Source organism: Lacisediminihabitans sp. (assembly GCF_036404185.1).
GTDB lineage: Bacteria > Actinomycetota > Actinomycetes > Actinomycetales > Microbacteriaceae > Lacisediminihabitans.
In genome coordinates this window covers 1-24,708 of record NZ_DASWPB010000161.1, presented here as the reverse complement: position 1 = coordinate 24,708, position 24,708 = coordinate 1, and the positions used below count along the sequence as shown (strand labels likewise).

The 24,708-nt window shown below is 68.5% G+C and carries 19 protein-coding genes and 1 pseudogene; 9 read left to right on the top strand and 11 right to left on the bottom strand.

Annotated elements, in window-relative coordinates; all coding sequences use genetic code 11:
• Positions 1-62: 62 nt before the first annotated feature.
• The 3 genes from VGC18_RS11430 to VGC18_RS11420 all read left to right on the top strand — a co-directional run bounded on the left by VGC18_RS11430 (position 63) and on the right by VGC18_RS11420 (position 4,459).
• The gene (locus VGC18_RS11430; RefSeq protein WP_331097443.1) at positions 63-1,262 is read left to right on the top strand and encodes a thiolase family protein; all 1,200 of its coding nucleotides are present in this window, start codon (positions 63-65) and stop codon (positions 1,260-1,262) included.
• Between the two features lie 8 nt (positions 1,263-1,270).
• Positions 1,271-3,400 carry a 3-hydroxyacyl-CoA dehydrogenase NAD-binding domain-containing protein gene (locus VGC18_RS11425; protein WP_331097467.1) on the top strand — a complete coding sequence of 710 codons (2,130 nt, stop codon included), beginning with the start codon at positions 1,271-1,273 and terminating at the stop codon, positions 3,398-3,400.
• Between the two features lie 153 nt (positions 3,401-3,553).
• Entirely contained in the window at positions 3,554-4,459 is a 906-nt protein-coding gene (locus VGC18_RS11420) for an oxidoreductase (protein ID WP_331097442.1), read from the top strand.
• 32 nt (positions 4,460-4,491) lie between these two features.
• Here VGC18_RS11420 and VGC18_RS11415 read toward each other — a convergent pair whose 3' ends face one another.
• The 6 genes from VGC18_RS11415 to dut form a co-directional block, all read right to left on the bottom strand.
• On the bottom strand, positions 4,492-5,469 hold the full coding sequence (locus VGC18_RS11415; protein WP_331097440.1) for an aldo/keto reductase: 978 nt from the start codon (positions 5,467-5,469) through the stop codon (positions 4,492-4,494).
• Positions 5,470-5,553: 84 nt separating this feature from the next.
• Positions 5,554-7,503 carry a 1-deoxy-D-xylulose-5-phosphate synthase gene (gene dxs, locus VGC18_RS11410; RefSeq protein WP_331097438.1) on the bottom strand — a complete coding sequence of 650 codons (1,950 nt, stop codon included), beginning with the start codon at positions 7,501-7,503 and terminating at the stop codon, positions 5,554-5,556.
• 75 nt (positions 7,504-7,578) lie between these two features.
• The gene (locus VGC18_RS11405; RefSeq protein ID WP_331097436.1) at positions 7,579-10,443 is read right to left on the bottom strand and encodes an aconitate hydratase; all 2,865 of its coding nucleotides are present in this window, start codon (positions 10,441-10,443) and stop codon (positions 7,579-7,581) included.
• A gap of 204 nt (positions 10,444-10,647) precedes the next feature.
• Entirely contained in the window at positions 10,648-11,391 is a 744-nt protein-coding gene (locus tag VGC18_RS11400) for a DUF3159 domain-containing protein (RefSeq protein ID WP_331097434.1), read from the bottom strand.
• Positions 11,391-12,017: a DUF3710 domain-containing protein gene (locus tag VGC18_RS11395; RefSeq protein ID WP_331097431.1), complete on the bottom strand. Its 627-nt coding sequence runs from the start codon at positions 12,015-12,017 to the stop codon at positions 11,391-11,393. Before VGC18_RS11395 ends, VGC18_RS11400 begins: the two co-directional genes overlap by 1 nt.
• Positions 12,014-12,466, bottom strand: coding sequence for a dUTP diphosphatase (dut, locus tag VGC18_RS11390; RefSeq protein ID WP_331097429.1), 453 nt, complete (start codon positions 12,464-12,466; stop codon positions 12,014-12,016). Before dut ends, VGC18_RS11395 begins: the two co-directional genes overlap by 4 nt.
• A 72-nt stretch (positions 12,467-12,538) precedes the next feature.
• Between dut and VGC18_RS11385 the strand changes: the two genes are divergently transcribed.
• The gene (locus tag VGC18_RS11385) at positions 12,539-12,991 is read left to right on the top strand and encodes a DUF3093 domain-containing protein (protein ID WP_331097427.1); all 453 of its coding nucleotides are present in this window, start codon (positions 12,539-12,541) and stop codon (positions 12,989-12,991) included.
• A 19-nt stretch (positions 12,992-13,010) separates the two neighbouring features.
• On the opposite strand, the gene VGC18_RS11380 is transcribed toward VGC18_RS11385, so the two are convergent.
• Entirely contained in the window at positions 13,011-13,616 is a 606-nt protein-coding gene (locus VGC18_RS11380) for a hypothetical protein (protein ID WP_331097425.1), read from the bottom strand.
• Positions 13,617-13,716: 100 nt separating this feature from the next.
• Positions 13,717-14,010 carry a DUF4193 domain-containing protein gene (locus VGC18_RS11375; protein WP_331097423.1) on the bottom strand — a complete coding sequence of 98 codons (294 nt, stop codon included), beginning with the start codon at positions 14,008-14,010 and terminating at the stop codon, positions 13,717-13,719.
• Positions 14,011-14,208: 198 nt separating this feature from the next.
• On the opposite strand from VGC18_RS11375, the gene sepH reads away from it, so the two are divergent.
• On the top strand, positions 14,209-15,264 hold the full coding sequence (sepH, locus tag VGC18_RS11370) for a septation protein SepH (RefSeq protein ID WP_331097421.1): 1,056 nt from the start codon (positions 14,209-14,211) through the stop codon (positions 15,262-15,264).
• Between the two features lie 179 nt (positions 15,265-15,443).
• Entirely contained in the window at positions 15,444-15,830 is a 387-nt protein-coding gene (locus VGC18_RS11365) for a hypothetical protein (protein ID WP_331097419.1), read from the top strand.
• Here VGC18_RS11365 and VGC18_RS11360 read toward each other — a convergent pair.
• Positions 15,827-16,963 (bottom strand): alkaline phosphatase family protein, encoded by a 1,137-nt coding sequence (locus VGC18_RS11360; protein WP_331097417.1) that lies wholly within the window; start codon positions 16,961-16,963, stop codon positions 15,827-15,829. The two genes, VGC18_RS11365 and VGC18_RS11360, sit on opposite strands and share 4 nt — an antisense overlap.
• 12 nt (positions 16,964-16,975) lie before the next feature.
• Here VGC18_RS11360 and VGC18_RS11355 point away from each other — a divergent pair, with 12 nt between their 5' ends.
• Positions 16,976-19,441 carry a DNA topoisomerase IV subunit A gene (locus VGC18_RS11355; RefSeq protein ID WP_331097414.1) on the top strand — a complete coding sequence of 822 codons (2,466 nt, stop codon included), beginning with the start codon at positions 16,976-16,978 and terminating at the stop codon, positions 19,439-19,441.
• A 62-nt stretch (positions 19,442-19,503) separates the two neighbouring features.
• Positions 19,504-20,600: pseudogene (locus VGC18_RS11350) on the top strand (APC family permease).
• Here the strand turns inward: VGC18_RS11350 and VGC18_RS11345 are convergent.
• Together VGC18_RS11345 and VGC18_RS11340 are read right to left on the bottom strand one after the other, a co-directional pair.
• Positions 20,591-22,132 (bottom strand): carboxylesterase/lipase family protein, encoded by a 1,542-nt coding sequence (locus VGC18_RS11345; protein WP_331097412.1) that lies wholly within the window; start codon positions 22,130-22,132, stop codon positions 20,591-20,593. The pseudogene VGC18_RS11350 and the gene VGC18_RS11345 overlap by 10 nt on opposite strands.
• A gap of 108 nt (positions 22,133-22,240) precedes the next feature.
• On the bottom strand, positions 22,241-24,349 hold the full coding sequence (locus VGC18_RS11340; protein WP_331097410.1) for a DNA topoisomerase IV subunit B: 2,109 nt from the start codon (positions 24,347-24,349) through the stop codon (positions 22,241-22,243).
• A gap of 249 nt (positions 24,350-24,598) precedes the next feature.
• On the opposite strand from VGC18_RS11340, the gene VGC18_RS16220 reads away from it, so the two are divergent.
• Positions 24,599-24,708, top strand: a 110-nt coding sequence (locus tag VGC18_RS16220) for a DUF7455 domain-containing protein (RefSeq protein ID WP_422653761.1), incomplete at its 3' end; no start/stop codon positions are given.

The window sequence follows — 24,708 nt, the reverse complement described above, 5'->3', positions numbered from 1 at the left end:
GACTCTCGGGACCAAAGTCCCTTGCCTAGGATCGATGAGCTGATCTAACTCGTGGAGGCATCGTGGCCGAAAGACAGGAAGTCGTGTTCATCGACGGGGTCCGCACCCCGTTCGGACGCGCGGGCGAAAAGGGAATGTACTGGAACACCAGGGCGGACGACCTCGTCGTCAAGGCCATGGTCGGGCTGCTCGAGCGCAATCCGGACGTCCCGAGGGACCGCATCGACGACGTCGCCATCGCCGCGACCACCCAGCAGGGTGACCAGGGGCTGACCATCGGTCGCACCGCCGCCCTGCTCGCCGGCCTTCCGAAGTCGGTGCCGGGCTTCGCCATCGACAGGATGTGCGCTGGCGCGATGACCTCGGTCACCACCCTCTCCGGGGGGATCGCCTTCGGCGCATACGATCTGGCCATCGCGGGTGGCGTCGAGCACATGGGTCATCACCCGATGGGCTCCGGAGTCGACCCCAACCCCCGCTTCCTCACCGAGAAGCTGGTCGGGGCGGACGCGCTGAGCATGGGGGCGACGGCGGAACGCATCCACGATCGTTTCCCCGCCCTCACGCGAGAACGCTCCGATCGGTACGCCATGCGCAGCCAGCACAAGGCCGCGACCGCCTACGACGCGGGCAAGATCCAGCCGGACCTCGTCCCCGTCGCCATCCGCAGCGAGGCCGGCTGGGCGCTGGCGACCCGGGACGAGGCGCTCCGTCCGGAGACCACGATGGAGGGTCTCGCCACGCTGAAGACCCCGTTCCGCCCGCACGGTCGCATCACCGCGGGCAACTCGTCAGGACTCAACGACGGCGCGACGGTGAGCCTGCTCGCGAGCGAACCCGCGGCGAGGGGGCTCGGGCTCACACCGAAGATGAGACTGGTGAGCTTCGCCTTCGCCGGCGTCGAGCCGGAGATCATGGGGATCGGGCCCATCCCCTCGACCGAGAAGGCGCTCGCCAAGGCGGGACTCACCATCGATGACATCGGCCTGTTCGAGCTGAACGAGGCCTTCGCGGTCCAGGTGCTCTCCCTGCTCGACCATTTCGGCATCGACGACGAGGACCCGCGGGTCAACCAGTGGGGCGGCGCGATCGCCGTCGGCCATCCGCTCGCCTCCTCGGGCGTCCGTCTCATGATCCAGTTGGCCGCCCAGTTCGCCGAGCGCCCCGATGTCCGTTACGGGCTCACGGCCATGTGCATCGGTCTCGGTCAGGGCGGCAGCGTCATCTGGGAGAACCCCCACTACGACGGGAGCAGGAAGTGACAACACCGATCACGCAGACCTCCGGCTTCGACGAGCTCAAGGCGCTCTCGGCCGACGAGGTCGTGACGCACTCGTTCGTGCGGGACGTGCCGCTGTCCGGCGGCAGGATCCTCGCGCTGGTCACTCTGGACAACGGACGCGACCACACCAGGCCGAACACCCTTGGACCGCTGACCCTGCTCGAGCTGTCCGCCGTCCTGGACGGCCTGCGGGACCGCGCGAGCACCGGCGAGATCGCCGGCGTCGCCGTGACCGGAAAGCCGTTCATCCTCGCGGCGGGTGCCGATCTCAGCAAGGTCAACGACATCCCGAGCAGGGCGATCGCCAAGCAGATGGCTCAGCTCGGTCACGCCACCCTCGGCAGGCTGAGCACCCTGGGTGTTCCGTCGTTCACGTTCATCAACGGCCTCGCCCTCGGCGGCGGGGTGGAGATCGCCCTCAACTCCGACTACCGCACCGTCGACCGCTCCGTTCCCGCCATCGCCCTCCCCGAGGTGTTCCTCGGAATCGTCCCCGGTTGGGGCGGCGCGTGGCTGCTGCCGAATCTCATCGGCATCGAGAACGCCCTCAAGGTCATCGTCGAGAACCCGCTCAAGAACAATCGCACCCTCGGGGGCCAGGAGGCCTTCGATCTGGGCATGGCCGACGCGATCTTCGACTCGGCCAGCTTTCTCGAGCATTCGATCGCCTGGGCGGACGGAGTCATCTCCGGTGCGATCACCGTCAAGCGGCCGGCCCAGCCGGGACGGATCGAACGCGCGGTCAAGTGGGACATCGCGATCGGGATGGCGACGAAGTCGCTGGAGAGCCGCATCGGGAGGGTCGCGCGGTCACCGTACAAGGCGCTCGAGCTGCTCAAGGCCGCGAAGAGCACCGACAAGGCCACCGGATTCGCCGCGGAGGACGAGGCGCTGGCCGAGCTCATCTCCGGTGACCAGTTCAAGGCGAGCATCTACTCCTTCGACCTCGTGCAGAAACGGGCGAAGCGGCCGGCGGGGGCACCGGACAGGGCGGTCGCCAAGCCGGTCACGAAGGTCGGTGTGATCGGCGCCGGCCTCATGGCCAGCCAGTTCGCGCTGCTTTTCGTCCGCCGCCTGATGGTCCCCGTGGTCATCACCGACCTCGATCAGGCCCGCGTCGACAAGGGCCTCGACTACATTCGCGGCGAGATCGATGCCCTGGCGGCCAAGAAGCGCATCTCACCAGACGAGGCCAACCGGTTGAAGGCGCTCGTGTCCGGCACGACGGACAAGGCCGACTTCTCCGACGCCGACTGGGTCATCGAGGCGGTGTTCGAGGAGCTGGGGGTCAAACAGGACGTTTTCGCCGAGGTCGAGGGCTACCTCTCCGAGACCGCCGTCCTGGCGACGAACACCTCATCGCTGTCGGTCGAGCAGATTGGAGCGAAGCTCACTCATCCGGAACGACTGGTCGGCTTCCACTTCTTCAACCCGGTGGCGGTCATGCCGCTCATCGAGGTCGTCAGGACCCCGAAGACCGACGAGGCGACCCTGAGCACCGCGATGGTGACCGCGGCAGCACTCCGCAAGAACGCGGTCATTACGAGGGACACCCCCGGCTTTGTCGTCAACCGCATCCTGGCGAAGCTGCTGGGCGAGGCGATGCACGCCGTGGACACGGGAACCCCCTTCGAGGTCGTCGACTCCTCGATCGCCCCGTTCGGCCTGCCGATGACCCCCTTCGAGCTGCTGGAGCTCGTCGGTCTCACCGTCGGCGCCCACGTGCTCGACACCCATCACGCCGCCTTCCCCGACCGCTTCTTCGAGAGCGCCAACCTGCACCGACTGGCCGGGCTCGGTCACATCGTCGAGCGCGACTCGAAGGGGAAGGTCAAGGGGTACGACAGGAAGGCCGTCGAGATCGTCTCCGGCGGCACCGATCCCATGACGGGCGAACAGTTGCGCCGGCGTATCGAGGACGGCCTGGCCGACGAGATCCATCGGATGCTGGAGGACGGCGTGGTCTCCGCCCCGGAGGACATCGACCTCTGCCTCATCCTCGGGGCGGGCTACCCGTTCCAGATGGGCGGGGCCACCCCCTACCTCGACCGGGTCGGCGCCTCGGAGCGCGCCTTCGGCGACACCTTCCACCACCCGCCGATCCGCGGGGTCGAATAACCCGTCGCCTGCACTCCGACCCACGCCCGATTCCCTCTCCACGGCGCACGTTGCCTAGTCTCGATAGTGGCGCCCTCATGTCGGTAGACGATCCGGCGGAGGCGCGGAGCTCGGCCGCCCGGCCGGCGCGGTCGAGACCACCCAAGGGGGAAGATGTTGATGAATCCAACCGTCGCAGTCGTGGGTCCTGGTGCGATCGGCACGGTCGTGGCCGCCGTGCTGCACGAGGTCGGTCGTACACCGAGGCTCTGTGGCCGCACAGCGCGCGAACACCTCGAACTGCGCGGAGAAGATCTGCCCGGCGGAGAAGGCCGCATCGTGGTGCCCGGGCCGGTGCTGGTCGACCCGGCACAGGCAGGCGGGACGGTCGACGTTGTTTTCCTTGCCGTCAAGTCGACGCAGATCGAGGCGGCAGCACCCTGGTTGATGGCGTTGTGCGGTCCGGACACCGTCGTCTGTGTCCTGCAGAACGGTGTCGAGCAGGAATCGACCGTCGCTCCCCACGTCTCCGGCGCCCGGGTCATCCCCTCTGTCGTGTGGTTCCCCGCCCAGACACAACCCGACGGGTCGGTGTGGTTACGCGGCGAAGCGCGCCTCACCCTGCCGGATGCACCGCCGTCCCGTGTTGTGCTCGAGGCCCTGCGCGGCACCCTGTGCTCGGTCGAGTTGGCCACCGACTTCAGATCCGTGGCCTGGCGCAAGCTGCTGCAGAACGCGGTCGCCGGACTGATGGTTCTCGCCGGCCGTCGCGCCGGCATGTTTGCCAGGGCCGATATCGCCGAGCTGTCTCTGGCCTATCTCCGGGAGTGCCTGGAGGTCGCGAGAGCCGAGGGCGCGGCGCTGGGCGCCGAGGTACCGCAGGACATCGTCCGCAACCTCCAGGCATACCCGGCCGATATGGGCACCTCCATCCTCGCCGATCGCGAAACAGGCCGGCCGCTCGAATGGGACACCCGGAACGCTGTCGTGCAACGCCTCGGACGGGCCCACGGCATCCCTACGCCGATCAGCGATCTGGTGGTGCCGCTCCTTGCCGCCGCCAGCGACGGACCCGGCTGACTCCCCTGCCCGCGGGGACCCAGCCGGGCGGGCTACCGCCCTAGCGGGGTCATGTCGGCGTAGCGGTCGCCGACGGGCGCCGCGACCGCGTCGAGGACGGCCAGCTGTTCGGCCGTCAGCTCGAGCGCCTCGGCGGCGACGTTCTCCTCGAGATAGGCGACGCGCTTGGTGCCGGGGATGGGTGCGATGTCGTCACCCTGAGCGAGCAGCCAGGCGAGCGCCACCTGACCCGGCTTCGCCCCGACCTCCGCGGCCACCGCATCCACCTGCTCCACGATCCGGATGTTCGCCGCGAGGGCACCCGCCTCGAACCGCGGGTTGCTGCGGCGGAAGTCCGTGGCCTCCAGCTGATCGAGCGAGCGGATGGTACCGGTGAGGAACCCGCGTCCGAGCGGGGAATACGGCACAAAACCGATGCCCAGCTCGCGGACCACCGGCAGGATCTCTGCCTCCACGTCCCGCGACCATAACGAGTACTCGGTCTGCAGCGCCATCACCGGATGCACGGCGTTGGCCCTGCGGATGGTGTCCGGTCCGGCCTCCGACAGCCCGTAGTGCAGGATCTTGCCCTCGGCGACGAGCTCCGCGAGCGCGCCGACGGTCTCCTCGATCGGGGTGTCCGGATCCATCCGGTGTTGGTAGTAGAGGTCGATGTGATCGGTGTCCAGGCGCGTGAGCGAGCCCTCCACCGAGAGCCGGACGTTCTCGGCGCTGCCGTCAAGGCCACGGCTGCCATCCCCGCGATGCAGGATGGTGCCGAACTTGGTCGCAATGACCACCTGATCGCGGCGGCCGGCGATGGCCTTCGCGAGGAGCTCCTCGTTGATGTACGGCCCGTACATCTCCGCCGTGTCGAACAGCGTCACGCCGAGCTCGATCGCCCGATGGATGGTCCTGATCGATCCCGCGTCGTCCTGGGCCGCTCCGCTGTAGAAGGCCGACATGCCCATGCAGCCGAGGCCGAGGCGTCCGACGTCGAGTGCGCCCGTCCCGAGTGTGATGTGTCTCATTGTTCTGGAGACATCCTTCCTTGGTGGGTCGCGATCGTGAAGTCGATCGCGGCAGGAGTGCACCTGATGGTCAAGCCAGCCGGGTCATTGGCGGTCGGCACCCAGCCGGCGCTGCTCCTCCGCGTCGTCCGGCAGCGGACGGGCGACGGGGATCTTGCTGCCGAGCACCTGGGCGACGACGTCGCGAGCGATGTTCTGCGGCGTCAGCCCGGCCTCCTCCAGGATCTCGGCGCGGGAGGCGTGGTCGATGAACACGTCCGGCAGACCGAGTTCCGTGAGGGCGGTGTCGACGCCGGCCGCCCGAAGATCCTGTCGGATCCGCGTGCCGATCCCGCCGACCCTGATGCCGTCCTCGATGGTGACGACGAGACGATGCTGTGCCGCGAGCTCGATCACGCTCGCCGGGACGGGGACCACCCAACGGGGATCGATGACGGTGGCCCCGATGCCCTGCGCCGCCAGGCGCTCGGCGACCTGCAGCCCCATCTCCGCCATCGGGCCGACCGTCACGATGAGAACGTCCTTATGCGGGGCGTCGCGGAGCACGTCCACCCCGTCGGGCATCCGGCGGACCGCGTCGAGCTGATTGCTCACGCTGCCCCTCGGGAAACGGACCACCGTCGGCGCGTCGGTCACCGCCACGGCCTCGGCCAGCTCCTCGCGGAGGCGCTCGGCGTCTCGCGGCGCGCTCAGCCGGATGCGCGGGATGACCTGGAGGATCGCGAGGTCCCACATGCCGTGGTGGCTCGGCCCGTCCGGCCCGGTCACCCCCGCCCGGTCGAGGACGAAGGTCACCCCCGCCCTGTGCAGGGCCACGTCCATGAGCACCTGGTCGAATGCCCGGTTGATGAACGTCGCATAGAGGGCGACGACGGGGTGGAGGCCGCCGTAGGCGAGACCGGCGGCAGAGGTCACGGCGTGCTGTTCGGCGATCCCGACGTCGAAGACGCGCTCCGGGTACTTCGCGGCGAACTTGTCCAGCCCGGTCGGGATGAGCATGGCCCCGGTGATGCCGACGATGGTCGGATCCCCGTCGGCGAGCCGGAGGATCTGATCGGAGAAGACGGAGGTCCAGGACTGCCTGTGCGATCCGCCGATGGGCTCACCGGTGTCCGGGTCGATGTGGCCGACCGCGTGGAACTGGTCTTCGACGTTCGACAGCGCCGGCTCGTATCCCCTGCCCTTCTGGGTGATCACGTGCACGATCACCGGAGCACCGTAGTCCTTCGCCTGCCGGAGGGCCTCCTCGATCGCCGCCTCGTCGTGACCGTGGACGGGTCCGACGTACTTGATGTCGAGGTTCGAGTACAGCGCCTCGTTGTTCGAGAACCGGCTGAGGAATCCGTGGAGGCCGCCGCGGAATCCGCGGTAGAAGGCGCGCCCGACGGGGCCGCCGAAGTGATCGGCGAACCAGCGGCTGGTGGTGTAGAGGTGACGATAGGAACGACGCGTGCGGACCCCGTTGAGGAAGCGCGCCATCCCCCCGATCGTCGGCGCATACGACCGGCCGTTGTCGTTGACGACGATGACGAGGTTGCGGCTGTTGTCGTCGCTGATGTTGTTGAGCGCCTCCCAGGTCATGCCGCCGGTGAGGGCCCCGTCGCCGACGATGGCCACGACGTGCCTGTCCCGCTGGCCGGTCATCTGGAAGGAGCGGGAGATGCCGTCCGCCCAGCTCAGCGAACTCGAGGCGTGCGAGCTCTCCACGATGTCGTGGATCGACTCGGAGCGTTGCGGGTAGCCAGCCAGGCCGCCCTTCTCCCGGAGATGGCTGAAGTCCTGCCGCCCGGTGAGCAGCTTGTGCACGTAGGCCTGGTGTCCGGTGTCGAAGACGATCGCGTCGTGCGGCGAATCGAAGACCCGGTGCACGGCCATGGTCAGCTCCACGACCCCGAGGTTCGGGCCCAGGTGGCCGCCCGTCTTCGAGACCTCCGCGACGAGGAACTCCCTGATCTCCTCGGCGAGGCGAGTGAGCTGTTCCTGCGAGAGTCTGTCCAGATCCCGGGGACCGTGGATGTTCTCGAGCAAAGTCATCCGTACAGCCTACCCACGTGCCCCGCGGGGCAACCGTGCGCCACGGGGATCCAGCCCATCGGACCGGATGTCCGGTCAGACGAGCGAGCGGAGGACGTACTGCAGGATGCCCCCGTTGCGGTAGTAGTCCGCCTCCCCGGGGGTGTCGATGCGCACCGTCGCGTCGAACTCGACCACCGGCTTTCCCGGTGCGGAGTGCTCGCTCGGCGCCGCCGTGACCCGAACCGTCTTCGGGGTCACCCCGTCGTTGAGCTCCGTGAGACCCGCGATGCTCACGATCTCCGTGCCGTCGAGACCGAGCGACGCCCAGCTCTCCCCCGCGGGGAACTGCAGCGGGACGACACCCATGCCGATCAGGTTGGACCGGTGGATGCGTTCGAAGCTCTCGGTGATCACGGCCTTGACCCCGAGCAGGCTCGTCCCCTTCGCCGCCCAGTCGCGCGACGAGCCGGAGCCGTACTCCTTGCCCGCGAGGATCACGAGCGGCGTCCCCGCCGCCTGGTAGTTCTGGCTGGCGTCGTAGATGAACGACTGCGGAGCATCCGGAGCGGTGAAGTCGCGGGTGTAGCCGCCCTCGACCCCGTTGCCGTCGTTGAGGTCCGCGAGCAGCCGGTTCCTGAGCCGGATGTTCGCGAAGGTGCCCCGGATCATGACCTCGTGGTTGCCGCGCCTGGAGCCGTAGGAGTTGTAGTCCTTGCGGTCGATGCCGTGCTCGTCGAGGTACCGACCGGCCGGGCTGTCCGCCTTGATGTTTCCGGCTGGGCTGATGTGGTCCGTCGTCACCGAGTCACCGAGCGTGGCGAGCACCCTGGCCCCGACGATGTCGCCGACCGGGGTCGTCTCCATCGTCAGGCCATCGAAGTACGGGGGCTTGCGAACATAGGTGGACTCGGCGTCCCACTCGAAGGTGGACCCGGTCGGGGTGGGCAGTGAGCGCCAGCGCTCGTCGCCGTCGAAGACGCCGGCGTACTCGTGGGTGAACATGTCCGTGGAGATCGAGCTGTCGATCGTCGCCTGCACCTCGGCGGCATCCGGCCAGATGTCCCTGAGGAACACGTCGTTGCCCTCGGTGTCCGTGCCGAGCGCATCCACCTCGAAGTCGAAGTTCATCGATCCGGCCAGCGCGTAGGCGATGACGAGCGGCGGGCTCGCGAGGTAGTTCATCTTGACGTCGGGGTTGATGCGGCCCTCGAAGTTGCGGTTGCCGGAGAGGACCGCGGTGACGGCGAGGTCGTTGTCCTGGACGGCCTGGGAGATCTCGTCCTCGAGCGGTCCGGAGTTGCCGATGCAGGTCGTGCAGCCGTAGCCGACCAGGTAGAAGCCGAGGTCCTCGAGGTAGCCGTTCAGTCCGGCCTTCTCGTAGTAGTCGGTGACGACCTTGGAGCCCGGTGCGAGCGTCGTCTTGACCCACGGCTTCGAGGTGAGGCCCTTCCTGCTCGCGTTGCGGGCGAGGAGCCCGGCCGCGAGCATCACCGAGGGGTTGGAGGTGTTGGTGCACGAGGTGATGGCCGCGATCGCGACGGCGCCGTGGTCGAGGGTGAAGTGGTCCCCGTTGTGCAGGGTGACCTCCGACGGCCTGGAGACCGTTGTCGGGGCGTGGCTCGCGAAGGCGGCGGACTCGTGCTGGTGGCTCACCTCGGAGTCGGCGTGCTGATGCGCGGTCTCCTCGTCCTGGGGCGTGAACCCGATCGGGTCGGAGGCGGGGAAGGTCCCCTCGAGCGAGGCGTCGACCTTCGAGTGGTCGGCGACGGCGTAGTCGCCGAGATCCTTCTCGAACTGGCTCTTCGCCGAGCTGAGCTCGACCCGGTCCTGCGGGCGCTTCGGGCCGGCGATCGACGGGACGACGGTGCCGAGGTCGAGCTCGAGGTACTCGCTGAACACCGGCTCGACGGCCGGGTCGTGCCACAGCTTCTGGAGCTTGGAGTAGGCCTCGACGAGCGCCACCTGCTCCTCGCTGCGGCCGGTCAGGCGCAGGTAGTCGAGGGTGACCTGATCGATCGGGAACATCGCAGCCGTCGAACCGAACTCGGGGCTCATGTTCCCGATGGTCGCGCGATTGGCCAGCGGCACCTCAGCGACGCCCTCGCCATAGAACTCGACGAACTTCCCGACCACGCCGTGCTTCCGCAGCATCTGGGTGATGGTGAGCACGACGTCCGTCGCCGTGACACCGGTGGGGATGGAGCCGGAGAGCTTGAAGCCGACGACCTTGGGGATGAGCATGGAGACGGGCTGGCCGAGCATGGCCGCCTCCGCCTCGATGCCGCCGACACCCCAGCCGAGCACCCCGAGGCCGTTGACCATGGTCGTGTGGGAGTCGGTGCCGACGCAGGTGTCCGGATAGGCCTGCAGCACCCCGTCCACCGTGCGGGTCATCGTGACCCTGGCCAGGTACTCGATGTTCACCTGGTGCACGATGCCGGTTCCCGGCGGGACCACCTTGAAGTCGTCGAACGCCGTCTGGCCCCAGCGGAGGAACTGATAGCGCTCTCCGTTGCGCTCGTACTCGATGTCGACGTTGCGCTCGAAGGCGTTGGGCGTTCCGAAGAGGTCGGCGATGACCGAGTGGTCGATGACCATCTCGGCAGGGGCGAGAGGGTTGATCTTCTTCGGGTCCCCGCCGAGGCTCGCAACGGCCTCGCGCATGGTGGCGAGATCGACGATGCACGGCACGCCGGTGAAGTCCTGCATGACGACCCGTCCCGGCGTGAACTGGATCTCGGTGTCCGGCTCCGCGGTAGGCACCCAGGAGCCGAGGGCCTCGATCTGCGACCTCGTGACGTTCGCGCCGTCCTCCGTGCGGAGCAGGTTCTCGAGCAGGACCTTGAGGCTGAACGGGAGGCGCTCGTGACCGGCGACCCTGTCGATGCGGAACACCTCGTACTCGGCAGTGCCGACCCTCAGGGTGTCCCTCGAATCGAAGCTGTTGACCTGCGACATTGCGCGTCTCCCTCACTGAGCTCAGCCCTCTGATCGGGCTGCCTGTCCGCTGCCATCCTGACCGTCGACCGGATCGGTTGCCAGCAAGGCAAGCCTAATTCTCCGGCATCGGACCGGAGCCTACGTTCCCGTCGAAAAGTATCTCGACATCGAGATAAATATACCATCAGCCGGCCACGGGACGGCGACCGCGCGGATGCGCCCTCAGGCGGCCCTCTCGCCGTCGAGTCGGCCGTAGACCGCCCGAACAAGGAGCCAGGTCACCCACAGCATCGCCGCATAGAGCGGTACCCCGAGCAGCAGCTTCGTGCCGGCCAGCCATTCGGCCCGATGGGACAGGTAGAGCGGGACCTCGACGACCAGCCGCAGGGCGAACAGGCCGCACCACAACCAGGTCGCCAGATACAGCACCCGGCGCTTCGCCCTGTCCTGCCGCCACTGCGTCCCCTCGTTGGTGAGGAATCCGACGACGATCCCGATGAGCGGCCAGCGCACGACGACGCTGAGCAGGAGCACCGCGAGGCTCACCAGGTTGATGACGATCCCCGGCAGGAAGTTGTCCTCCGGCTTGCCGGTGATCAGGGCGAGCACCGCCGAGATGGCGATGCCGGCGATGCCGGCGAAGGCTTGGGTGATGGGGGTCCTCGTCACCAGGCGGACGACGACGAAGAGCAGGGCGAGCGCAAGGGGAATGAGCACGGAGAGCGGCAGGCTCTTCGTGAGGCTGTAGATCACCAGGAAGCCGAGGCCGGGGACGATGGACTCGATCAGCCCCCGCACCCCGCCGATGGCCGCGAGCAGTGACCTGCCGGTCGGGACCTCCCCCGGCCTCACCTGGCCGAGCCCGGTCCTCCGCATCGCCTCGCCGAAGCTCTGGCTGAAGCTCGGCGACGGACGTTCGTCCCCGCGGTCGGCGTCCAGCGGCTCCGGTTCCTGCTGCTCGGACATCAGAGCGCTGTCGGCCCCGGCTCGGCCGCGGTCTTCGGCATGTGCAGCGGAATCAGGTCGCGCGGCGGCATGGGGGTCTTGCCACGGACGACGACGACGCTCCGGAACAGCTCCTCGATCTTCTCCGCCGCCTCCGGGTTGACTGCTCCCTCTCCGGCGATCACGCCGCGCAGGAACCAGCGCGGTCCGTCGACGCCGATGAAACGCGCAAGACGGGTCGATCCCGGCTGGCCGGCCACCGCGGCCGGGATCTCCGCGAGCAGCTCCGGGCCGAACGGTCCGTCGACGAGCTTCGTCGTCCCGCCCTGCTTGGCGATCTGGTCGGCGATCTGCTCCCGGATCTCGTGCCACAGCCCGGAGCTGCGGGGAGCGGCGAACGGCTGGACCTGGAGGGTCGAGCCGGCATAGTCGAGCCCGACGGCGACGACCCGCTGGCTGCCCTCCTCGACCTCGAGGCGGAGCTGCAGGCCGTCGCGCGGAAGCACCTTCACCCCGCCGAGGTCGACGTACGGCCGCACGGCGTTGGCCTCCGACTCGTCGAGCGGGCCCTCGGTCGCCCGATCGGCGGGTGCCGATTTGACCTGCTCCGGCTCCTCTGAGCCGTCGGATGAAATGATGTCGCTCACGCGCGATCTCCCTGTTCGTTGTACCCGGTCGAACCGAATCCCGATCCGCCCCTGTGACTGCCCGGAAGCACCTCGACGGGAACGAACCGGGCACGCGTCACCGGCATGATGACGATCTGCGCGATCCGATCGCCGACGGCGACAGAATACGGCACCAACGCATCCGTGTTCAGGAGGGTGACCCGGATCTCGCCCCGGTAGCCGGCATCCACCGTCCCCGGGCTGTTCACGATGGTGATGCCGTGGCGGGCGGCGAGGCCGCTACGGGGAACGACGAAGGCGACGTACCCGTCCGGCAGCGCTATCGACACACCCGTTCCGACGGTCGCCCGCTGACCGGGCGCCAATTCGACGGCCTCCGCCGCCGAGAGGTCCGCTCCGGCGTCTCCCGGATGCGCGTAGGCCGGAATCCGGTCGGCAACAATAAGGACTTCAACGCTTTCTGCCACGTGACGAGGGTAGTGCAGAACCGCCGACCGGCCGTGCGAGTCGCCGGAGCCAAAGTCTGGTCCAATAGTCCTATGACCTTCTACCACGAACGCCTCTGGGCCTCCGCCTGGGTATTCATCTCCACGGCCCTGGTGATCCCGGCGGCGCTGCTGGTGTTCCTGCCGATCAATCTCACCGCGGGGATCATCGTCGCCGTCGTCCTCTACGCGGGGATCGTCGTCTTCCTCGTCGTGACCGCGCCGACCATCGAGGTCTCCGCGACCCAGTTCGCGGCCGGCCGCGCTCGACTGCCGCTGGAGTTCGTCGGAGAGGTCGAGGCCTTCGAGGGCGAAGAGGCCAGGCTCGAACGCGGGCCGCGCCTCGATGCCAGGGCCTGGCTGACGATCCGTGGCTGGGTGTCACCGGTCGTCAGGGTCGACGTGCTCGATGCCCAGGACCCGACGCCGTACTGGCTCGTCTCCACCCGCCACCCCCGGCAGATGGTCGACGCCCTCTCCGCCGCCCGGGCGGCCCTGAGCGCCTAGGCCCATCGCGCCGCGTGACTCAGCGACGTACGGCGGAGACCCGCCTCGGAAGCCAGGCCAGACCCAGGGACAGGTAGACGACTCCGAGCAGGAGGAACAGTCCGGGAAGCACGATGTCCGCCCGGGCCGCCACGAGGAACCAGGCGACCTCGATGGTGCCGGATAGCATCAACGCCGCGATGATCGCATGACAGACCGCCACCACGAGCAGCGCCCAGCGTGCCGGTCCCCGGAGGATCCCGGCTCGCGCGACGAACACACCGGCCACGAGCGCGGCTACCGCGAAGACCACCGACAGCGCCGAGGTCACGGCGATTGCGAGCGGATACGCATCCGGCCCGATCGGGATCGCATCGACGATCAGACCGACGAGGTCGCGAGCACCGAACACGATCAGGGCGGCCCGACCGATCCGCGAGGCGCCCGCGATGCCGGGCTCGCCGCCCACACCGAGAGCCAGAATGCATGCCGCGGCGAGGAGGAGGACGGCAGAGGCGACGGACAGGCCCACCGTCGGGAAAGGCCTGACGCCTACCGCGACAGCCAGCAACGTCGCACCAGCGACGATGAGGCAGGCGCCCCCGGCCAACAGGGTGACACGGGGTCGAGCAGTGGTCGAATGCATGGGGCCGTTCTTTCTCCAGGTCGGCGCTGACACCTAGAAGATACTCGGCTACGAGGATGATTCACAACCGCTGGAGCGACCCCGGCGCTCCGGTAGACGCTTAGGCCGCGCACTCCTGGCAGATCGGCCCGAGCTTCTCCTCATGATCGAGCTGGGAACGGTGCTTGACGAGGAAGCAGCTCACACAGGTGAACTCGTCGGCCTGCGGCGGCAGGACGACGACGTCGAGGTCGAGATCGGAGAGGTCGGCACCCGGCAGTTCGAAACCGCCCGGGTTGTCGGCATCGTCGACATCGACAACACCCGACATCTTGTCGGGAACACGCTCTTTAAGGGCCTCGATCGACTCGGAGTCGTCGTCGGTCTTACGAGGTGCGTCGTAGTCGGTTGCCATGCCCATCCACTTCTTTTTGCGTCAATTGGTCTCAATCGGCGGCCATAGTTTGCATCAATAGTGTGCGAATAGCAAACCACTGCAAACCGGCCGTGAATCCGACGTCTGTGCAACTTGCGGCACGCCCGGGATATTCCCGCGATATGGGTCGAATGCATGACACCCTAAGGACATTCATGACCGCGAGAGGCGTTCAGCATGCAAGACCTGAGAGTTATCGGAGTGGAGAACGGCGCACTCCTGGTTGCGTCTGACGACGGCACCCGTTACCGCGTGGCAATCGACGAGGTTTTGCAGGCAAAGCTCCGTCAGGCCATCCCGGATCCCGCGGTGGGCAAGAAGCTTGCGCCGAAGGACATCCAGGCACACATCCGTTCGGGCATGTCCGCGCAGGACGTCGCCTCCATCACGGGCGTTCCGCTCGACTACATCCAGAAGTTCGAGGGACCCGTGCTCGCCGAGCGGGAGTTCGTGGTCGGCTCCGCGCTGGCGGTCCCCGTTCACACCGCCGAGGAGCGCGATCCGCTCGGCGGGGGCTCGACCTTCGGCACCGTCATCCGGGAGCGTCTCTACGACCTCGGCGCCATCAATGAGCGCTGGGCGAGCTGGAAAGAGGTCGGCGGCGGCTGGATCGTGAAGCTCGCGTTCACCGCGGAGCAGATCGATCACGACGCGCGCTGGAGCTTCGACCCCAAGAAGTCGGCGCTGTCCCCGCTGAACAGCGAGGCCATCACCCTCTCGCAGCAGGGCGACCCGAACGGCGCGCTGATCCCCCGCCTGCGCGCGGTGGGCGACGAGGAACGCCTGCCGGACCAGTCACGCTTCGACAGCGGCGCGTTCAGCGACGACGAGCTCGACCGGTCGGATGGGTCCCGTCCCGACTCCGTGCCGTACGGACGGCTCGACGACGCCCCGACGGCGGTCTCCGACGCGGCGATCAACCGCGCCCCGGCGGCGGAGGACGTCGAGTCCAATCAGACAGCCGATCTGCTCGAGGCGCTGCGCCGCAGACGGGGCGAGCGCGAGTCGGCGAACTTCGACGACGATGAATCCATGGCGGCGCATCCGTCGACCGGGTCGATCCGGCTCGTGGACGTGCCACTGGACTTCGGCGGCGACGACGAAGACGCCCGGGGCGACACCGCGCCGCAGCCATCGGCCTTCGCACCGAAACCCGCGGGCAAGAAGGGCCGGACCACGATGCCCAGCTGGGACGAGATCGTCTTCGGTGCCCGCAGCGACGACGACCTGTAGCCCGCCCCCCTTCTCCTCTGCCCGCCCGCCTTCTCGTCCCGTCTTCTCGTCCGATCTCAAGGAGATTCGGCCGCTCGACCGCCGGTGACGGGGCCAGATCCTCGTTCATCGCGAAATCTCCTTGAGATCGGATGCGCCGGGCTCTCGACGGCGGATATCCGGGGCGATATGCTCCTGTCATGATGACCGATCGAGCAATTCTCGCCATGGCGATCAGGGACGACGAGCGGAGACGTCGCCGGCTGATCCTCGGCGCCGGCCTCGTCGCCGCCTCCGTCGTCGTGATTCTCGCCTCCTGGGTGCTGATCCCCAATGGGATCCTGCTGCTGGTCTCGGGAGAGGGCGGAATCGGCATCCTGCTGACGCTTCTCGGAGCCGTCTGCCTGGTCGGCGGCGTCCTCCTTCTCCTCGTCGGGCTCCGGCAGCGCCGGATCGCCAGGATGGACCCGCATGCGCCGGTCTCGCCGGATGGGAAGGCGAATCCGCGTTACCAGGAGGACCAGACACCCAAGGCGTTTCCCGGTGAACAACTGGGATGGGTGGGCAGCGGCGCGAGCGGGCTCTAGGCGAAGGCGCCGAATCGGAGCAGGGGCACCGTCGTCTCCTCCGGCGACCAGGAGCCGTGCTGGCCGACCATCGACCTGCCGCTGCGGGAGAGCACCCGCGAGTCGTAATAGGCGATGCCCTTGCGCGCCGCCACGATGATGTCGCCGATGCGCGGGACCACCTCGTCGTCGACGACGGGGCCGAACCATCCGGACTCGATGGCCTCGTCACGCCCAACGACCCAGGAACGATCCCCCTCCGTCTCCCGCCAGCGGTCGAGAACCCTGGCACGGTGCTCGGGGCTCGCGTCCGGCTCGAAATGCAGTTGCAGGGCCCGTGGCTCCCCCGCGACGAACCTGATGCCGTCGACCAGTCCGGGTGCGGTGTCGAAGAGCACATGCGAGGTCTCGGGCACGTCGAGCACGCCGTGGTCGGCGGTGAGCAGCATCCCCTCGCCGGCGCCGAGTTCGGCGGCGAAGGCCGCCACGGCGGCGTCGAAGGACTCCAGGGCGGTCGTCCAGGCGGCGGAGCGCGAGCCGTGCGCGTGTCCCGCCTGGTCGAGCTCCGGCACGTAGAGGTAGATCAGACCGCGGTCGATCTCATCCAGGATGCGCCGTGCCTCCGCGAAACGGTCGACGATGGTCGCCCCCGCCCGGTACTGCGCTCCACGGAGCACCGCGGCCGTGAACCCGGAGTCGCGATACCGCTCGGTGCCGACGGCGAAGGTGGGGATGCCCTCCGCCCCCGCCCGCTCGAACAGCGTCGGCACGCGCTGCCAGGTCGCCGGGTCGAGGCGGTCGTCCCAGCCGCTCAGCTGATTGACCACCCGGTCGCCGGCGGGGTCGAGCACCGAATAGCCGACGAGCCCGTGGATGCCGGGGGGCTCCCCCGTCGTGAGGGTCGCGAGGGCGGAGGCGGTGGTGGTCGGGAACCTCGACCCGATGGCCGCGGCCGGGGTGGACAGCGGTGCGAGGAACCTGGCGTGGCCGGCGGCCGCGCGCAGCGCCGTCGCCCCCAGGCCGTCGGCGAGCACCAGAACCACCTTGTCGGCGGGGGGAAGGGTCAACCGATTCGCCGCTCCCACGACCGACTTCAGCGAACTTGGCACGACATCGGCAAGGCTGAACCGGTGTGTTTTGGTGGCCGGTAGCATGGGGGCAATCCTATGACTACTCCCGAAATCCCTACAGCGCAGACCCCAGGCGAGCGGATCGACACCGTCGATGTCTCCGCCGAAATGGAGGGTTCGTTCCTCGAGTACGCCTACTCGGTCATCTACTCCAGGGCGCTGCCCGACGCCAGAGACGGGCTCAAGCCCGTCCAGCGGCGCATCCTCTACCAGATGACCGAGATGGGGCTGCGACCGGACCGCGGTCACGTCAAGTCCGCCAGGGTGACCGGCGAGGTGATGGGCAAGCTGCACCCCCACGGCGACGCCTCCATCTACGACGCCATGGTGCGCCTCGCCCAGCCGTTCATCATGCGGGTCCCCCTCATCGACGGCCACGGCAACTTCGGCACGCTCGACGACGGCCCGGCCGCGGCCCGCTACACGGAGGCCCGCCTCGCCCCCGCCGCCACCGCCATGACGGAGGACCTCGACGAGGACGTCGTCGACTTCGTCCCCAACTATGACAACCAGCTCGTGCAGCCGGAGGTACTCCCCTCCGCCTTCCCCAACCTGCTTGTCAACGGCGCGAGCGGCATCGCCGTCGGGATGGCGACGAACATGGCTCCGCACAACCTCATCGAGGTCGTCGGGGCGGCCCGCCATCTCATCGAGAATCCGGATGCCTCGCTGGACGACCTGATGTCGTTCATTCCCGGACCGGACCTGCCAACGGGGGGCACGATCATCGGTCTTGCCGGCGTCCGCGAAGCCTATGAGACCGGCAGGGGAGCCTTCCGCACCCGCGCGCGCGTCTCGGTGGAGAACATCACCGCGCGCAAGGTCGGTCTCGTCATCACCGAGCTCCCCTTCATGGTGGGCGCGGAGAAGGTCATCGAGAAGATCAAGGACGGTGTCAACTCGAAGAAGCTGAACGGCATCTCCGACGTCACCGACCTCACCGACCGCGCGAACGGGACCCGCCTCGTCGTCGGCATCAAGACCGGTTTCAGCCCGGATGCCGTGCTCGAGCAGCTCTACCGCCACACGCCGCTCGAGGACGCCTTCAACATCAACAACGTCGCCCTCGTCGACGGCGGCCCGAAGACCCTCGGCCTGCGCGAGCTGCTCCAGGTCTACATCGACCACCGCATCTCCGTGGTGACCCGCCGCAGCCGATTCCGTCTTGCCAGGAAGCGGGAGCGGCTGCATCTGGTCGAGGGCCTGCTGATCGCGATCCTCGACATCGACGAGGTCATCCAGGTGATCCGCACGAGCGACGACTCCGAGCAGGCACGAACCAGGCTCATCGACGTCTTCGACCTCAGCCAGGTGCAGGCCGAGTACATCCTCGAGCTGCGGCTGCGCCGGCTGACCCGGTTCAGCCGGATCGAGCTGGAAGCGGAGCGAGATCAGCTCCGCGCGGAGATCGACGAGCTGGAGGCCCTGCTTGCGGTGCCGCACCGGGTTCGCCTGCTGGTCTCCGACGAGCTGGAGGAGGTGGCCGAGCGCTTCGGCACCCCGCGGCGCACCCTGCTCACGGAGGCGCGGCCGAGCATCGCCACGGCCTCCTCGTCCCGGTCCCGCGGTGCCGCCCCGGTGCTGGAGATCGCCGACACCCCCTGCCGCGTCCTGCTGTCGACGACGGGCCGCGCCATCCGGGTGGATGTCACGGAGAGCTCGCCGGATGCGCCGGCCAGGGTGACCAGGCGCAGCAAACACGACGCGATCCTCTCCTCCCTCGTGACCACCAGCCGCACCGAGATCGGCGCCATCACCAGCCTCGGCCGGCTCATCCGGCTCTCCCCCGTCGATCTTCCGGTCGTCCCCGAGAACTCGATCCAGCTCGCCGCGGGCGTGAAGATCTCGGACTACCTCGCGCTCGACTCGGCCAAGGAGCGGGTGCTCGCCCTCGTCTCGCTGGACTCCGGCGATCCGATCGCCCTCGGCACCCAGCGCGGCGTCGTCAAACGGCTGGCGCCTGGCGACTTTCCGGCGAAGCCCGACTTCGAGGTGATCGCGCTCAAGCCGGGCGACCGGCTCGTCGGAGCGAGCCAGGGCGGCGACGACCAGGAGCTCCTCTTCGTCAGCTCCGACGCCCAGCTGCTGCACTTCCCGGCCGCCGCGGTGCGTCCCCAGGGCCGGTCGGCGGCGGGCATGGCGGGCATCAACCTGGGTGCCGCGGCCCAGGTCGTCTTCTTCGGCTCCCTCGATCCGCGCGCCGACAACGTCGTCGCGACCGTGTCGACGAGCACGGCGACGATCGCGGGGGCGGATCCCGGTCGGGCGAAGGTCTCCCGATTCTCCGAGTTCCCCGGCAAGGGACGGGCGACGGGAGGCGTGCGTGCGCACACCTTCCTCAAGGGCGAGAACCTGCTCGCCGTCGCCTGGGCCGGCCCGGCTCCGGCGCTCGCGGTGGGACCGGATGGCGCCGTCCGGCAGCTTCCGGAGGCGGTGGCGAAGCGGGATGCGTCCGGCACCCCGCTGGAGACCGTGATCGGGTCGATCGGCGCTGCCCTGTAGGGACGGGCGACAACGCCGGGCAGGTTTGCCGGCCGGCCACCTGCTCCCCCTACAATGCGCGGATGACCACACAGCCGCGCCTGGCCAGGCGCCTCGGACTCGCCGACGCGGTCTTCATCGGCCTCGGCTCGATGATCGGTGCCGGCGTCTTCGTCGCCTTCATCCCCGCCGCACAGGCGGCGGGGACCGGGCTGCTGCTCGGCCTCGTGGTCGCGGCGGTGGTCGCGTTCTGCAATGCGACCTCCTCCGCCCAGCTCGCGGCGACCTATCCCTTGTCCGGGGGCACCTACCTCTACGGCAGGAGACAGCTCGGGGCGTGGTGGGGCTTCATCGCCGGGTGGAACTTCGTCATCGGCAAGGTGGCGAGCTGCGCCGCGATGGCGCTCACCTTCGCCGCCTATGCCGCACCGGTGGCTGGCAGCCGGGCGACCTGCTCGCCCACGGCTGGTACGGGATCCTGCAGTCGGCGGGACTCCTGTTCTTCGCCTTCGCGGGATACGCGCGGATCGCGACCATGGGCGAGGAGGTGAAGGACCCGGCGAGGACCATCCCCCTGGCCATCACGATCGCCCTCGGCATCACGGTGGTCGTCTATGCGATCGTCGCGGTGACGATGCTCCGCACGCTCGGCGCGAGCGGGATCGCCGCCTCGAGCGCCCCGCTCGCCGACGTCGTCGCGGCCGGTGGATGGGACTGGGCGGCGCCGATCGTCCGGGTCGGGGCCGCCGCCGCCTCGCTCGGGGCATTACTCGGCCTCATCGCGGGGATCGGACGGACCTCCCTCGCCATGGCGAGGGAGGGCGACCTTCCGCGCTGGCTGGCCGCCGTCCATCCGAGGTTCGCCGTTCCCCATCGGGCCGAGGTCGCCCTCGCGATCGTCGTGTGCCTGCTCGTGCTGACGGTCGACCTGCGCGGGGCGATCGGCTTCTCCTCCTTCGGCGTCCTCGTCTACTACTTCATCGCCAACGTGGCCGCCTTCACGCAGGGGCCAGAGCGGCGCAGGTATCCGAGGGCCGTCCAGGCGGCGGGCGTGGCCTTCTGTCTGGTGCTGATCCTCACCCTTCCCCTTCCGAGCATCCTCGTCGGGGTCGGCGTCGTCGCGGTCGGAGTGCTCTACCGCCTGCTCGTCGTCCGTCCACGGAGCCGCCCTCAGACGTGAGGCACGAACTCCTGCCAGGCCTTCCGGCGTTCCCGGCGCGGGTCCTCCTCGACCCGGTCGACCGCGTCGATGATGAGGGTCCTCCTGCCACGATGCGCGTAGCGCGGCCAGGACTCGTCGACCGTGCCGTCGATGGCGAAACGGAGCCAGTGGCGACGCATCCTTGTCCCGGCGCGCTTGAAGGCGGCCCGACCGCCGAGCGCTCCCATCGCCCTCCCGAAGGCGCCGTCCATCCGGTCGAAGAGGGCGAACAGCTCCAGCCCGTGGGTCGCGTCGAAGCCGAGTAGCCTCACCAGTCGCGGCGCCGCGTCGAAGCGGTAGAAGTAGACGGGGGCGAACCGGGAATGCCGTTCGGCGACCTTCACGGTGGGATACCAGAACGCGTAGTCGCCGCCGAAGTCCGCCGCGGGGCGCTTGGCCGGCAGGCCCGGGTACTGCGCCTTGAGCGCCTTGCGGGCCCTCTTCTTGGTCTTCGCGAAGATGGCGCGGATGCGCGGCGGCGTGGTGGCGAGGATGTCCAGCCTGCCGGTGAACAGCGAGCCCTCCCGGTCGTTGGTGCCGATGATGAGCGGAATCGGATGCGCACGGCCCGCCTTGAAGGCGTCGAGCGGCCGCTCCGGCAGGAAGTCGCCATCGATGACGGGGCAAAGGCTCATCGTGCCCGGTGCTCGATCGGGTGTCCGCAGCTGCATCCGGGTCGTCGCCTTCACCAGGTCGTCGACACCGGCGGTCACCAGGAGACCCGCGGCCTCCTCCGCACTGGTGCTGTCGGTGCTCGAATCGTCGACCTCCTCGCTGAGCAGTTCGAGGTACTCGCGGGCCCAGCCCGCCGTCACCTCCGGGGGATAGACCGCGTTGGCCGGCGAGCTCTGGGCGATCGCGCGGGCGAACAGCCCTCGCGCCCGAGGAACGGTCATGAGCGTCGTCACGGCGTTTGCCCCCGCCGACTCTCCAAAGAGCGTGACGGCCCCCGGGTCCCCGCCAAAGGCGGCGATGTTGTCGCGGACCCATTCGAGGGCGGCAACCTGATCGCGCGGCCCGAGATTGCTCTCGAAGACCCGGCCTTCGGACGAGAACGAGGAGAAGTCGAGAAAGCCGAGGGCCCCGAGGCGGTAGTTGAAATTGACAAAGAGAACGCCGCCGTCGCGGACCAGCGTCTCGCCGAGCCCGCGCACCTCGCGCGAGGATCCCACGGTGTACGCGCCGCCGTGAATGAAGACCATCACCGGTCGAGGTCGATCGGCGGCGTCGGGCGGGGCGATCACGTTGAGGGTCAGGCAGTCCTCCGACATCGGAACGGCACCGGGAGGGCCGAGGAACTGCCCGTTGCGGTCCTGGGGGGCGACCGCGCCGAACTCGCTCGCGTCCCTGACTCCCGTCCAGGGGACGGCCGGCCGAGGCGCGCGGAACCTCAGCTCGCCGACGGGAGGCGCCGCGTAGGGGATCCCCCGCCACATCATCAGCCCGCGCCTCAGCACACCCTCGACGCTGCCACCCGTGGTCTCGACACGAAGCGCTGAGGGTTCCGACACCCGCCAAATGATACGGGGAGACGGTGAATCCCCGCCGTGAGCCACCCTTGTCTTTCCGGCGGCCGCGAACCCGGCCGGGACGATCGACGCCCCGGCCGCCGGCTCGGCTCAGACGTCGATGCGCTCGCGCGACAGGCCGTCGGATCCGGCGATGATGAAGTCCTTGCGTGGGGCGACGTCGTTGCCCATGAGCAGCTCGAAGACCCGTTCCGCGTTCGCGGCGTCCGTGATCTGCACCCGACGCAGGGTGCGGTGGCGCCGGTCCATCGTCGTGATCGCGAGCTGATCGGCATCCATCTCGCCCAGCCCCTTGTACCGCTGGATCGGATCCTGATATCGCTTGTTGCTGCGTTTGAGCCCCGCGAGGACGCCGTTGAGCTCCGGCTCGGAGTAGGTGTAGATCGTCTCGTTCGGCTTGGTCCCCGGGTTCATCACGATGACCCGGTGCAGCGGGGGCACGGCGGCGTAGATGCGGCCGTCCCTGATCATGTCGGGCATGTAGCGGAAGAACAGGGTGAGCAGCAGCGTGCGGATGTGCGCACCGTCGACGTCGGCGTCGCTCATGATGATGACCTTGCCGTAGCGTGCCGTCGCGAGATCGAAGCTGCGCCCCGATCCGGCGCCGATCACCTGGATGATGGAGGCGCACTCCGAGTTGGAGAGCATGTCGGAGACCGACGCCTTCTGCACGTTGAGGATCTTGCCGCGGATCGGCAGCAGGGCCTGGTATTCGCTGTCCCTCGCGAGCTTGGCCGTTCCGAGGGCCGAATCGCCCTCGACGATGAACAGTTCGCTGTTGGCAACGTCCGAGCTGCGGCAGTCGACGAGCTTGGCGGGCAACGACGAGTTCTCGAGGGCGTTCTTGCGCCGCTGGGTCTCCTTGTGCGCCCGTGCGGAGACCCGGGACTTCATCTCCGCGACGATCTTGTCGAGCACGAGGGCGGCCTGAGTCTTGTCGTCGCGCTTGCTCGATGCGTACTTCTCCGCCATCGTCTTCGCCACGACGTTGGCGACGATCGAGCGAACGGCCGGGGTGCCGAGGATCTCCTTGGTCTGCCCCTCGAACTGCGGCTCGGGCAGGCGGACGGTGAGGACGGCGGTCAGGCCGGCGAGGACGTCGTCCTTCTCGAGCTTGTCGTTCCCGACCTTGAGCCGGCGTGCGTTCTGCTCGACCTGCGCCCGCAGGAACTTGAGCAGCCCCGCCTCGAAGCCCGCCTGATGCGTGCCGCCCTTCGGGGTCGCGATGATGTTGACATAGCTGCGGAACACCGTGTCGTAGCCGGTCCCCCAGCGCATCGCGATGTCCACCTCGCAGTCGCGCTGCAGCTCCGTCGCCACCATGTGCCCGTTGTCATCGAGCACGGGAACGGTCTCCGTGAAGGTGCCGGAGCCGGTCATGCGCCAGGTGTCCGTGAGGGCGGGATCCGGCGCGAGGAAGTCGACGTACTCCGAGATCCCCCCGTCGAACCTGAACAGCTCGCGGGTGGGCTCCTCGCCGCGTTCGACGCCCCGCTCGTCGGTGATGTCGAGACCGAGGCCCCGGATGAGGAAGGCCGTCTGCCGTGCCCTCGCGAACAGCTCCTCGGTCTGGAAGGTGGTCCCCCGACTGAAGATCTGGGGATCCGCCCAGTAGCGCACGCGCGTTCCCGTCACCCCGCGCGCGACCTTGCCGACCACGCGGAGCTCGCTGTTGGAGACGAAGGGGGTGAACGGCGCATCGGGCCTCGGCACGGCGACACCGTCGACCACCGCGTCCGCAAAGAGCCCGGGCTCACCACGATGGAACGACATCGCCCAGGTCTTCCCATCGCGGTCGACCTCGACATCGAGCCGCTCGGAGAGGGCGTTGACGACGGATGCGCCGACCCCGTGCAGACCGCCGGAGGCTGCGTAGGAGCCGCTGCCGAACTTCCCGCCGGCGTGCAGCTTGGTGAAGACCACCTCGACCCCGGACAGGCCCGTCTTCGGCTCGATGTCGACGGGGATCCCCCTGGCGCCGTCCCGCACCTCGACGCTGGAATCCGAGTGCAGGATCACGCTGATCTCGTTGCCGTAGCCCCCGAGCGCCTCGTCCACCGAGTTGTCGATGATCTCCCAGAGGCAGTGCATGAGCCCGCGCGAGTCCGTCGAGCCGATGTACATCCCCGGTCGTTTGCGCACGGCCTCGAGGCCCTCGAGCACCGAGAGATGCCTGGCCGAATAGTCCGAACTGGCCACCGATGTCTCCTTCACTGCGCCGCCTCGGGTCCCTCCCCGCCACGGGGCGGGCCGGCGGCCGGATTCAACCCTAACCAGAGGAACCGACGGAGGTTCTCACGACACCCTCCGGGGAGGAAAAGGCGACGGGCCGGAGCCGCACGCATACGCGTTCAGCGAAATACACGGCTTTTGTCGTCCCGATGTAACACGGCCGTGTTTGTATAGGGACATACGAATTTTCCGCTCATGGAACTGGAGGAGCATCTCATGTCACAGATCGCACCCGAAACGACTGCACTCGACGAGCTCGAATCCAGCCACCAGCTCACGGCTTCCGACCGCTGCGACAGCTGCGGCGCTCAGGCGTACATCCGGGT

Excerpts from the sequence above, each read along its gene's own strand:
- VGC18_RS11420 (WP_331097442.1), top strand. The coding sequence starts at position 3,554 with ATGTTGATGAATCCAACCGTCGCAGTCGTGGGTCCTGGTGCGATCGGC.
- dxs (WP_331097438.1), bottom strand. The coding sequence starts at position 7,503 with ATGACTTTGCTCGAGAACATCCACGGTCCCCGGGATCTGGACAGACTC.
- VGC18_RS11360 (WP_331097417.1), bottom strand. The coding sequence starts at position 16,963 with ATGCTACCGGCCACCAAAACACACCGGTTCAGCCTTGCCGATGTCGTG.
- VGC18_RS11365 (WP_331097419.1), top strand. The coding sequence starts at position 15,444 with ATGATGACCGATCGAGCAATTCTCGCCATGGCGATCAGGGACGACGAG.
- VGC18_RS11415 (WP_331097440.1), bottom strand. The coding sequence starts at position 5,469 with ATGAGACACATCACACTCGGGACGGGCGCACTCGACGTCGGACGCCTC.
- VGC18_RS11380 (WP_331097425.1), bottom strand. The coding sequence starts at position 13,616 with ATGCATTCGACCACTGCTCGACCCCGTGTCACCCTGTTGGCCGGGGGC.
- VGC18_RS11375 (WP_331097423.1), bottom strand. The coding sequence starts at position 14,010 with ATGGCAACCGACTACGACGCACCTCGTAAGACCGACGACGACTCCGAG.
- VGC18_RS11400 (WP_331097434.1), bottom strand. The coding sequence starts at position 11,391 with ATGTCCGAGCAGCAGGAACCGGAGCCGCTGGACGCCGACCGCGGGGAC.
- VGC18_RS11355 (WP_331097414.1), top strand. The coding sequence starts at position 16,976 with ATGACTACTCCCGAAATCCCTACAGCGCAGACCCCAGGCGAGCGGATC.
- VGC18_RS11405 (WP_331097436.1), bottom strand. The coding sequence starts at position 10,443 with ATGTCGCAGGTCAACAGCTTCGATTCGAGGGACACCCTGAGGGTCGGC.
- VGC18_RS11385 (WP_331097427.1), top strand. The coding sequence starts at position 12,539 with ATGACCTTCTACCACGAACGCCTCTGGGCCTCCGCCTGGGTATTCATC.
- sepH (WP_331097421.1), top strand. The coding sequence starts at position 14,209 with ATGCAAGACCTGAGAGTTATCGGAGTGGAGAACGGCGCACTCCTGGTT.